Raw genomic sequence first — 6884 nt, forward strand, 5'->3', positions numbered from 1 at the left:
CGCGGCCCTTCTCGTGGGCGTAGACGCCGATCTCGGCGTCGATCTTCAAGCCGGTCACGAAGATCTTGGTCATGACCGTACGGCCTTGCGGCGCGGCGATGGGTTCGGCAGGCGTCTCCTGGAGCGGCGAAAGGGCCAAGGCGGGTTCCTTTAGGTCAGGTGCTGACCGGCGTCGACGGCGATCATCTGGCCGGTCACTGACGTCGCGTCAATCAGGTAGCGCAGGGCTTGGCCGATCTCGGCCGGATCGACGGGGCGCTGGAGCAATGTGGCCTCCACCTCGCGCTGGAAGTCCACGTCCTGCTGGTGGATCGAGGGCAGGACCGGGCCCGGGCCTATGCCGTTCACCCGGATGCGCGGCGCCAGGCCCTTGGCCAGCATCTGGGTCGCGGCCCACAGCGCGCTCTTGGAGAGCGAATAGCTGAAGAAGTCCGGGGAGGGCGCGAGCACCCGCTGGTCGAGGATGTTGACGATAAGGCCGGTGCGGTGGGCGGGCAGGCGCCGGGCGAAGGCCTGGGCCAGGACCATGGGCGCGCGCAGATTGGTCTCGAGGTGGGCGTCCCACGAGGCGCGGTTCATGGAGGTGAAGCTGTCGTCCTCGAACACCGAGGCGCAGTTGACCAGCAGGGTGATGGGGCCGAGCTCGGCCTCAGCCTCGGCCACCAGCGGGGCGGTCGCCCCCTCGTGGCGCAGGTCGCAGGTGTGGAGGGAGGCCTTGCGTCCGCGGGCGCGCACATCGGCGGCGGCGGACTGTGCGTCGTCGTCGACGGCCCGGACATGGATGGCCACGTCGAACCCCGCCTCGGCGCAGGCCAGCACCAGGGCCCGGCCGATCCGCCGCGCCCCGCCGGTGACCAGGGCCGCGCCGCGCTTGGTGTCGGGCAAGGCCGCGGTCCCTGTCGCGCCCTAGTCGAGCCGGCCGAACTCGAAATAGTTCAGCGCGCCGATGACGACGATGAAGGCGAGGATCATGAGGATCGCGGTCATGGCGGGCTCCGGCTGTGGTGGTCGGGCTTTAACGGGGGGCCGCAGAGCGCGCAACATAGATCGTAACAGCAGGTGATTTGCCACGGTTCCGTCCGATCCCGTCAAATTCGCTGTGACACGGACAGGAGCCATCCCATGCCCACCCGAAATGTTGTCCTCACCGAGCGGCAGGACGCAATGATCGCGATTCTGGTGCGCTCGGGCAGTTACAAGAACGCCAGCGAGGTGCTGCGCGACGGGCTGAGGTTGTTAGAGCAACGGCAGGCGGAGGAGGTCGCGCGGATCGAAGTGCTGCGAGACGCGGCCCAGGTTGGGATGGCGTCAATCGAGGCGGGAAAGGCCAGACGATTCGAGACCCTGGAGGGCTTGGAAATCTATCTCGACGGTCTCGGCAAAGGGAGGACCGTTGGTGGGCCTGGATAATGAAGAACCGTCTGATGAGTTGATTGAGACCATCAATCGTCGCCACCTGATCCGCACTCCGCTTGAACCGGCCGATCTGCTCTTCGTGTTCGGCACTCGGCACGGCGTGCCAGAGTTCGTCACCGCCATCGCCGAACTCTGGCGCGGGGGGTATTTTCGTTGGGCCATGGTCAGCGGTGGATCAACCCCGGGCGGCATGGAGGACGAAGCGAGCGTCCTGTCGCGCTTGATGATCCAAGCCGGCGTGCCGGAGGATGTGATCCTGCTGGAGCGCGAGGCGACGAACACCGGGGAGAACGTGATCTTCTCGCTGCCTATTCTTGAGGAGCGCATCGGCCTGGCCAATATCGGCTCGCTGATCGCGGTGGGCAAGCTGCACACCTCGGCGCGTTACCTGATGACTCTGCAACGCCACTGGCCGGACGTGCGCAAGATGTTGTGGGCCGTGAACTATCACGACCATCCCGTCGAGGCGTGGCATGAGCATCCGGAGTTGAGGGCGGCGGTGCTGCGCGAATGGCGCAAGATTGGGCCATACAAAGCTGCGGGGTTCATTATCGATCTCCCGCGAATCCCCCCGCTCGGACGGCGAAGGGCTGCGACTACTTCGGTTCGCGGAGGGCCGAGAGGACTGATCCGACGTTCAGCGGGAAGGGGAAGACGATGGTGTTGCTGCGGTCGTTGGCGATCACCGCGAGCGCGCTGAGATAGCGCAGCTGCATCGCCTCGGGCCGTTGGCTCAGGATCACGGCGGCTTCGTGCAGCTTCTGGGCGGCCTGTTCTTCGCCCTCGGCGCTGATCACCTTGGCGCGCCGCTCGCGTTCGGCCTCGGCCTGGCGAGCGATGACGCGGATCATGCTTTCGTCGATGTCCACGTGCTTGATCTCGACATTGGCGACCTTGATGCCCCAGGTGTCGGTCTGGGCGTCGAGGATCTCCTGGATGTCGTTGTTGAGCTTGTCGCGTTCGGCCAGCATTTCGTCGAGATCGTGCTTGCCGAGCACCGAGCGCAGGGTGGTCTGGGCCAGCTGGCTGGTGGCCTGCATGTAGTTCTCGACCTGGATCGTCGCCTTTTCAGGATCGACGACGCGGAAATAGAGCACGGCGCTGACCTTTACCGAGACGTTGTCGCGCGAGATGACGTCCTGGCTCGGCACGTCCAGCACCATCGTGCGGAGATCGACCCGCACCATCTGCTGGACGAAGGGGAGCAGCAGGATCAGCCCCGGCCCCTTCACGCCGGTGAAGCGGCCCAGGGTGAAGACGACGCCCCGCACGTATTCGCGGAGAATCTTGACCGCCGCCGCCAGCACGACAAGCAGCAGGACGATGATGGGGGCGTAGACGGCGAGGCTGGTCAGCATTCGAAAGTTCTCCGTCTAGGGGCGATCACCGGTCTCTTCCGGCGTCACCGTGAGGGTAAGGTTCTCGATCCCCACCGTCCGTATGCGGTCCCCGGGCCGGAGCGGCGCGGCCGACACAGCGCGCCACCTCTCGCCGTGGGCGAACACGAACCCGGCGCCGTCGCCCCAGTCCTGGACGACGCCCGGGCAGCCGATCATCTCCTCGCGGCCGCTCACGATGCGGCGCGCGCGCGAGGTGAGCGCCAGCCGCAGGACCAGCAGCGTGAAGGCGAGGCTCGCCGCGGCGAGGCCGGCGACCAGGGGGAGCGAGAGGCCGAAGCCCGGCGCGTCGGTGTCGATGAGGATCATCCCGCCCAGCAGGAAGGCCGCGGCGCCGCCGATACCCAGGATGCCGAAGGAGGGTGCGAAGGCCTCGGCTGTCATCAGGCCTATCCCGACCAGGATGAGGGCCAGGCCCGCATAGTTCACCGGCAGCACCGCCAGGGCGTAGAGCCCGGTGAGCAGGCAGATCACGCCGATCGTCCCAGGGTAGAGCGCGCCGGGATTCATGAACTCGAAGAGCAGGCCGTAGATGCCGATCATCATCAGGATCAGGGCGACATTGGGATTGGCGATGGTGGCCAGCGCCTGGTGTCGCCAATCTGGCCTGATATGCTCGATGGCGAGGCCCCGGGTGTGCAGGGTGACGGGGGCGCCGCCGACCGTGACGACGCGGCCGTCGGCCTGGGCCAGGACGTCGGCGACGTCGCGCGCCATGAAGTCGATCACCTTGGCCGCCAAGGCGTCGCGGGCGTCGAGGCTGGCGGCCTCGCGCACCGCCCGCTCGGCCCAGTCGGCGTTGCGCCCGCGCAGATGGGCCAGGCCGCGGATATAGGCGACGGCGTCGTTGATCGCCTTGGCTTCCATCTTGCTCGCGGTCGGCGGCGCGGGCGCCGCCTGGTCCTTGGTTTTTTCCGGCGGAGACTTCTCCTGGGGGGTGAGCTCCGGGAGGCCGCCGATCTCGACAGGGGTCGCCGCGCCGAGATTGGTCCCCGGAGCCATCGCCGCCACGTGGCTGGCATAGACGATGTAGGTCCCAGCGCTCGCCGCCCGCGCGCCGCCGGGCGCGACATAGGCGACCACCGGCACGGGCGAGGCGATGATCTCGCGGATCATCTCGCGCATGGATGTGTCGAGGCCGCCCGGCGTGTCCAGGCGCAGCACGACGATCGCCGCGCCGCCGTTGCGGGCCTTGGCCAGGCTGCGTGCGAAATAGTCGGCGGTCGCAGGTCCGATCACGCCGTCGACGTGCATCACCACAGCCGCGCGACCGCCTTGCGATACGGCGGGCGCCGTAGCTACGGCGAAGCCCAGCGCAATGAGCAGGAAACAGAAAAATCCCAGCAAATTGCGTCTGGCGGCGCCTCGAAGAGATATCATCCCGCTCGAGGTCATGGCCAAGTTTGTCACCGTCGAGGGCGCGCTACAAGCCTCCTCCGGACGACGCGATCCAGGGTGGCCCGGCGCCAAGCAGGCTTGTCGAATGGCGTCCGGGCGGGCCAAGGTTCAAAGAAAACGCCCCAGGGAAACGCCATGCCGCTCGCACCCATTCCGCCCAGCGCCTTCACCAAGGTCGCCGTGGGTATCGACCGGCCCGAGGACGTGGTGGTCTCTCGTGACGGGCGGGTGTTCGCCTCCGACCATCAGTGCGCGGTGGCCGAAATCTTTCCCGATGGATCGTTCAAGCGGCTGGGGCCCAGGGGCGGGGCGCCCAACGGGATCAACATGGACCCGCAGGGCCGGGTGCTGATCGCCAATTTCGGCATCTATGACCGCCAGGAGGGGCCGTTGGAGCGGTTCGATCCGGCCACCGGCCTGCGCGAGACCCTGGTCGCCGAGGTGGGCGGCCGGCGGCTGACCAGCGCCAACTATCCGGTGGTCGACCGGGCCGGCAATATCTGGTGCGCCAACTCCACCCACGCCGAGACCTGGCCCCAGGCGCTGGACGGCCGGGCCGACGGCTTCATCTTCGTGCTGCGGCCTGACGGCTCCAGCCAGATCGTCGCCGACGGGCTGAAGTTCCCCAACGGCCTGGCCCTGTCGGCCGATGACGGCTTCCTCTACTGCGCCCAGACCACCGGCGCCGACGTCGTGCGGTTCGCGGTCCTGCCGGGCGGCAGGCTCGGGCCGGGCGAGCGCTACGGCCCGGTGCTGGGCAAGCTGCAGGAACGCGGCGGGCCGCAGGTGGCGCAGGCGGACCTCGGCTACACCGACGGGATCGGCATGGACGCCGAGGGCAATCTCTGGGTCTGCCTGCCGGGCGCCGACAAGGTGGTGGCGATCACGCCGGCGGGCGAGATGGTGACGGTGATCCACGACCCCACCGGCCAGACCGTGCACCATCCCACCAATGTCACCTGGGGCGGCCCGGACCTGGACGACCTCTATATCGGCTCGATCCGCGCCGATTATGTGCTCAAGGCCAAGAGTCTGGTTGCGGGACAGCCGCACATCCACCAGATGGGTTGAGCCGATGGACGTTGGCGGCTATTTATTTATGGTGTAAATAAACGACCCGCCGGGCGAGGTTTCGCCGGGCATGGCGGCTTTGGGGCTTCCCCAGTGATCGCCGATCACTAAAATGCTTGTTTGAAGCCGGGGGAGAACCTGCCGGCCACCCCTAACGAACGATCCGGGAGGACGTCATGCGCGAGTACCTTAAGTTCTACATCGACGGGAAGTGGGTCGAGCCCGTCGAGTTGAAGACGCTCGACGTCATCAATCCGGCCACCGAAGAAGTCTGCGGCAAGATCGCGCTCGGCGCCGCCGCCGACGTGGACGCCGCGGTCATGGCCGCGCGCAAGGCCTTCCCGGCCTGGTCGCAGACCACCCGCGAGGAGCGCCTGGACGTCCTGGGCCGCATCCTGGCCGAATATCAGAAGCGCTTCGGCGACCTGGCCACGGCCGTCACCGAGGAAATGGGCGCCCCGGCCTCGCTGGCCCAGCGCGCCCAGGTGCCGATCGGCATGGGCCACCTGGCCACCGCCGTGGAAGTCCTCAAGACCTTCAAGTTCGAGGAAGACCGCGGCCCGACCATGCTGGTCAAGGAAGCGATCGGCGTCTGCGGCTTCATCACCCCCTGGAACTGGCCGCTGAACCAGATCGTCTGCAAGGTGGCCCCGGCCATCGCCACGGGCTGCACCATGGTGCTGAAGCCTTCGGAAGTGGCCCCGTTCTCGGGTCAGATCTTCGCTGAGATCATGCATGCGGCGGGCGTTCCGGCCGGCGTGTTCAACCTGGTCCATGGCGACGGCCTGGGCGTGGGCGTGCCGCTCTCCAGCCACCCGGAAGTCGACATGGTGTCCTTCACCGGCTCGACCCGCGCCGGCATCGAGGTGGCCAAGAACGCCGCCCCGACCGTCAAGCGCGTGGCCCAGGAACTGGGCGGCAAGAGCCCGAACATCATCCTGGACGACGACGTGCTTTCCAAGGGCGTCGCCCGCGGCGTGGCGACCATGATGACCAATTCCGGTCAGTCCTGTAACGCGCCCACCCGCATGCTGGTCCCCAAGGGCCGTATGGACGAGGCGATCACGGCGGCCCGCGAGGCGGCCTCGACCGTCACGGTCGGCGATCCGAACGGCAACAGCCAGCTCGGCCCGGTGGTCTCCGAGGTGCAGTTCAACAAGATCCAGAAGCTGATCCAGGCCGGCATCGACGAGGGCGCGACCCTGGTCTCCGGCGGCGTCGGCCGTCCGGACGGCCTGGACAAGGGCGACTATGTGAAGCCCACCGTCTTCGCCAACGTCACCAACGAGATGACCATCGCCAAGGAAGAGATCTTCGGCCCCGTGCTGTCGATCCTCGGCTATGACACCCTCGAACAGGCCATCGAGGTCGGCAACGACACCGAGTACGGCCTGGCCGCCTATGTGCAGGCCGAGGACCTCTCCAAGGCCCGCGACGTGGCCAAGAAGCTGCGCGCCGGCCAGGTGTCGATCAACGGCGGCGGCGGCGACATGATGGCCCCCTTCGGCGGCTACAAGATGAGCGGCAACGGGCGCGAGTGGGGCGATTTCGGCTTCCACGAGTTCCTGGAAACCAAGGCGATCCTCGGCTACGCGCCGAAGC

General features: G+C 67.4%; 8 protein-coding genes. 4 read left to right on the forward strand and 4 right to left on the reverse strand.

Translation table 11 applies throughout. The annotated features are described in order from the left end of the window. Window positions 1-150: 150 nt before the first annotated feature. Together Q8Q77_RS02415 and Q8Q77_RS02420 are read right to left on the reverse strand one after the other, a co-directional pair. Window positions 151-885, reverse strand: a complete 735-nt coding sequence (locus Q8Q77_RS02415; RefSeq protein WP_305580805.1) for an SDR family oxidoreductase — start codon at window positions 883-885, stop codon at window positions 151-153. Window positions 886-906: 21 nt separating this feature from the next. Further along, window positions 907-1071 (reverse strand): hypothetical protein, encoded by a 165-nt coding sequence (locus Q8Q77_RS02420; RefSeq protein WP_305580807.1) that lies wholly within the window; start codon window positions 1069-1071, stop codon window positions 907-909. A gap of 51 nt (window positions 1072-1122) precedes the next feature. Between Q8Q77_RS02420 and Q8Q77_RS02425 the strand changes: the two genes are divergently transcribed. Both Q8Q77_RS02425 and Q8Q77_RS02430 read left to right on the forward strand, forming a co-directional pair. Next, on the forward strand, window positions 1123-1410 hold the full coding sequence (locus Q8Q77_RS02425) for a type II toxin-antitoxin system ParD family antitoxin (RefSeq protein WP_305580809.1): 288 nt from the start codon (window positions 1123-1125) through the stop codon (window positions 1408-1410). After that, window positions 1397-2116: a YdcF family protein gene (locus Q8Q77_RS02430; protein ID WP_305580811.1), complete on the forward strand. Its 720-nt coding sequence runs from the start codon at window positions 1397-1399 to the stop codon at window positions 2114-2116. Before Q8Q77_RS02425 ends, Q8Q77_RS02430 begins: the two co-directional genes overlap by 14 nt. Here the strand turns inward: Q8Q77_RS02430 and Q8Q77_RS02435 are convergent. After that, the gene (locus tag Q8Q77_RS02435) at window positions 2013-2774 is read right to left on the reverse strand and encodes a slipin family protein (protein ID WP_305580813.1); all 762 of its coding nucleotides are present in this window, start codon (window positions 2772-2774) and stop codon (window positions 2013-2015) included. The genes Q8Q77_RS02430 and Q8Q77_RS02435 overlap by 104 nt on opposite strands. Window positions 2775-2789: 15 nt before the next feature. Next, window positions 2790-4160 carry a nodulation protein NfeD gene (locus Q8Q77_RS02440; protein WP_305580815.1) on the reverse strand — a complete coding sequence of 457 codons (1371 nt, stop codon included), beginning with the start codon at window positions 4158-4160 and terminating at the stop codon, window positions 2790-2792. A gap of 186 nt (window positions 4161-4346) precedes the next feature. Here Q8Q77_RS02440 and Q8Q77_RS02445 point away from each other — a divergent pair, with 186 nt between their 5' ends. Further along, on the forward strand, window positions 4347-5282 hold the full coding sequence (locus Q8Q77_RS02445) for an SMP-30/gluconolactonase/LRE family protein (RefSeq protein ID WP_305580817.1): 936 nt from the start codon (window positions 4347-4349) through the stop codon (window positions 5280-5282). A gap of 176 nt (window positions 5283-5458) precedes the next feature. Further along, window positions 5459-6884: aldehyde dehydrogenase family protein (locus Q8Q77_RS02450; RefSeq protein WP_305580819.1), on the forward strand; the 1426-nt coding region annotated here is incomplete at its 3' end.

The organism is Phenylobacterium sp. (assembly GCF_030698145.1).
Classification (GTDB): Bacteria; Pseudomonadota; Alphaproteobacteria; order Caulobacterales; family Caulobacteraceae; genus Phenylobacterium.

Coding starts and splice junctions, on each gene's coding strand:
- Q8Q77_RS02425 (WP_305580809.1), top strand. CDS start 1,123: ATGCCCACCCGAAATGTTGTCCTCACCGAGCGGCAGGACGCAATGATC.
- Q8Q77_RS02435 (WP_305580813.1), bottom strand. CDS start 2,774: ATGCTGACCAGCCTCGCCGTCTACGCCCCCATCATCGTCCTGCTGCTT.
- Q8Q77_RS02445 (WP_305580817.1), top strand. CDS start 4,347: ATGCCGCTCGCACCCATTCCGCCCAGCGCCTTCACCAAGGTCGCCGTG.